General features: G+C 64.1%; 3 protein-coding genes and 2 pseudogenes. 4 read left to right on the top strand and 1 reads right to left on the bottom strand.

The annotated features are described in order from the left end of the window. The 4 genes and pseudogenes from BMW90_RS26010 to tnpC all read left to right on the top strand — a co-directional run. A pseudogene (locus BMW90_RS26010) lies at positions 1-126 on the top strand (IS66 family transposase); the annotation flags it as partial. An 83-nt stretch (positions 127-209) separates the two neighbouring features. Continuing rightward, positions 210-620 carry an IS66-like element accessory protein TnpA gene (gene tnpA, locus BMW90_RS26005; RefSeq protein ID WP_074840690.1) on the top strand — a complete coding sequence of 137 codons (411 nt, stop codon included), beginning with the start codon at positions 210-212 and terminating at the stop codon, positions 618-620. After that, complete coding sequence (gene tnpB / locus BMW90_RS26000; RefSeq protein WP_074840688.1) at positions 614-967, top strand: IS66 family insertion sequence element accessory protein TnpB; 354 nt, start codon at positions 614-616, stop codon at positions 965-967. The genes tnpA and tnpB overlap by 7 nt, the downstream gene beginning before the upstream one ends. Before the next feature lie 55 nt (positions 968-1,022). Further along, positions 1,023-2,372: pseudogene (tnpC, locus tag BMW90_RS25995) on the top strand (IS66 family transposase); the annotation flags it as partial. 6 nt (positions 2,373-2,378) lie between these two features. Here the strand turns inward: tnpC and BMW90_RS25990 are convergent. Next, positions 2,379-3,254, bottom strand: a complete 876-nt coding sequence (locus BMW90_RS25990) for a recombinase (protein WP_074840686.1) — start codon at positions 3,252-3,254, stop codon at positions 2,379-2,381. Between the last annotated feature and the right edge of the window lie 87 nt (positions 3,255-3,341).

Genomic DNA, 3,341 nt, shown 5'->3' with positions numbered 1-3,341 from the left:
ACCCTGGTGGACTGGTGCGGCGGGGCGATGAAGACGCTGGCGCCGCTGATCGGGAAGATCGAGACCGAGATCATGGCCAGCGATCTTCTGCACGCAGATGACACGCCCATCCGGGTTCTGGATCGTAAACGGTGTCCTGGCCCCACGTTGTAGGGGCGGGGCTCGCCTGCGAGATCATACCCATCTCATAGTGGGGAGTGCGTTTCGCAATGTGCGCTACAAATTCGTTTCTCAAATCGTTGGGCGTCGAGATCTACGCGTCGGGTCACCGGCGGTGGCCGGATGCAGTGAAGGCGCAGGCCGTTGCGGATACGCTTGAGCCGGGCGCGACAGTGAATGCCGTGGCGGCGCGGTATGGGGTCTTGCCAAACCAGCTGTCGGCTTGGCGCCGGCTGGCGAAGCAGGGGAAGCTGGTGTTGCCAGCGGCGGAGCTGGATGAACCGGTCTTCGCTCCGCTGGTGGTCTGCGATGTGCCGGAGGCGCCGCGGGAACCGGACATTCCGGCATCGGAAGAGGTGATCCGGATCCTCTCGGGCGAAGTCAGGATTGAGCTGGCACCCGGCACGCCTGCAGCCCGGATCGCCGAGATCGTGCATGCGCTCGGGACCTCGCCATGCTGATGCCGTCGCAGGGCGTCCGGATCCTGGTGGCGACGAAGCCGGTGGATTTCCGCAAAGGCCATGACGGCTTGGCAGCGCTCGTGCAGTCAGCGCTGGCGGAAGATCCGTTCACGGGCACGGTCTTCGTATTCCGGGCCAAGCGGGCGGACAGGATGAAGATCCTGTTCTGGGACGGCAGTGGCTTGGTCATGGCCTACAAGCGGCTGGAGGAGAGCAGCTTCACCTGGCCTGCCATAAGCGACGGGGCGATGACCTTGAACCGCGCCCAATTCGAGGCGCTGTTTGCCGGGCTGGATTGGCGGCGGGTGCGGTCCCTTGAAGCGCGCCGACCGGCTGCGGCAGAGTGACTCGGGCGCCCGGAAAGCCTGCCCATCAAGGTGCGGATCGAGCTATGCTCCGGCCATGTCCAGTGCCCCGCCCATCGACCTTTCTGCCATTCCCGAAGACCAGCGTGACGCTGTTCTGGCAGTGCTGCGCGAGCGGGATGCGCTGCGGGAGGCCAACAAACGCCTGGAGCACCTCATTGCCGAGCTGAACCAGGCCGTGCATGGCAAACGGTCGGAGAAGCTGAGCGAAGACGAGCGGCAGCTGGCGTTCGAGGATCTTGAGGCCGCAGTCGCCGAGGTCGAGACCCAGCAGGACGAACAGGCTCCGCCGCAAGCGTCCCCGCGCCGGGCGGTCCGGCGCAACCGGGGCAATCTGCCCAAGGACCTGCCGCGGATCGAGAAGGTGATCGAGCCGGACAGCCTGGACTGCCCATGCGGGTGCGGCGAGATGCACCGGATCGGCGCGGATCGCACCGAGCGGCTGGATATTATTCCCGCGCAGATCCGCGTCATCGTCACCGTCCGGCCCAAGTATGCCTGCCGCGCCTGCGCCGAGGGCGTCACCCAGGCACCAGCTCCCGCGCACCTGATCGAGGGCGGTCTGCCGACCGAGGGCGCCATCGCGCATGTGCTGGTCAGCAAGTTCTCGGACCATTTGCCGTTGTATCGGCAGAGCCAGATCCTGACCCGCTCCGGGATCGACCTGCACCGCAGCACGCTCGCCGATTGGGTGGGGACAGCCGCCTTCCACCTCGGTCCCGTAGTCGACCGGCTGGCCGAGCACCTGAAAGGATCGGGCAAGCTATTCATGGACGAGACCACGGCGCCGGTTCTGGACCCGGGCCGCGGCCGGACAAAGACCGGGTATCTCTGGGCGCTGGCCCGGGACGACCGCGGATGGGGCGGCGATGACCCGCCCGGTGTGGTGTTCACCTATGCTCCCGGCCGCGCCGGGCAGAACGCGGAACAGATCCTGCAGGGCTTCGATGGCATCCTGCAGCTGGACGGCTATACCGGCTACAACCGGCTGACGCGCCCGTCGCGGAAAGGCGGCGCGCCGGTCACCGTCGCGCATTGCTGGGCGCATGCCCGCAGGAAGCTGAAGGAGGTCTTCGACCGCGACGGCTCAGAGATCGCCGCCGAGGGACTGCGCCGGATTGCGGAGCTCTACCGCATTGAGGGTGAGATCCGCGGCATGGGTCCCGGCCAGCGGCTGTCGGCCCGGCGGGCCCGCACCGCGCCGCTGGTCGCCTCATTCGGAGAATGGCTGCAAAACCAGCGCTGCCGGATCTCCTCGAAGTCACGCCTCGGAGAGAAGCTGACCTATATCCATCGTCAATGGGACGGGCTGCAGACCTTCCTCCGCGACGGCCGCGTCGAGATTGACTCCAATGCTGTCGAGAACCTGATCCGGCCCATCGCCGTTGGTTGGTCATAATGCACCCCCTTCGTAAGTGCTTGGAAACATTGATAGCTGGTCTTCGGGATCAGCGCGACACGGGCGTCCCTTTCGCGCGAGTGCGTTTTTGACCTTGTCCGAATGCAGGTCTGCCGTTCGGATTTGGTACGGCGCGCCGTCCACCACCTGATTTGCCGGCAAAATACCGTCTCTTATCAGCCTACTGATGACGTGATTGGTCACCCCGAGCTCTTTCGCTGCCTCGGTCATTGTGCGCCACGGGCCATCCTTGTCAGCAGACAGGTATCCGTGAATGTCATTCACACGCCGGATGGATGAAACGCGTTTCGCATTCCAGGTCTTGCCCTGACCTGTCGGCATTCCCATGCGGTTGAGACAGGCAGCAATCGACTCGTCCGGCCAGCGTCCCGCCATCTCGCGGATGATCCCCAGCGCCTCTTCACTGGTGCGGGCATTGTGCTCGCCGCTCTTCGGCTTCTTGACACGCAATTCCGTGTGCCGGCCGCCCTTCCAGTGAACGACCAGAACGATTTCGCCTGTATCGTCGTCAATATCCGCCACGATGTCTTCGATCAGTGTTCTGAGCAATCGTTGCTTTTCGCGCATGGATGTCGCCGGAGCTGTCCAGGCGGTCTCAAGGTCCTGCGCCAGCCCTTCAAGGCGCGTGACATCTACCTCCGGTGCTGCTGCAATATCCGTATCGAGACGCTGCTCGAAACTTCGAACGCGTCCCAAGGCTTCTTCCCACCGTTTCTCCAGCTCTGATGCGATAAGGCGGTTATCCGGGTCACAGGCGGCATAGCGTCGTTCCGCCAAGGATGCGTCGTACCGGGCTTGCTGCAACTCCATCTCGAGCACCAATCGCTTGTCTTCGGCGGCTTGATTCATATGTGGACGCCGCCTATGGCAAGGGTTGATTTTGTCGGTTGCGGTGATCGGTTGCTTTCATATGTCCGGCCTGCTTGCGCGGCTGTC

Source organism: Marinovum algicola, from assembly GCF_900109145.1.
In the GTDB taxonomy this organism is placed as follows: domain Bacteria; phylum Pseudomonadota; class Alphaproteobacteria; order Rhodobacterales; family Rhodobacteraceae; genus Marinovum; species Marinovum algicola.
This window is presented reverse-complemented; position numbering and strand designations above follow the sequence as displayed.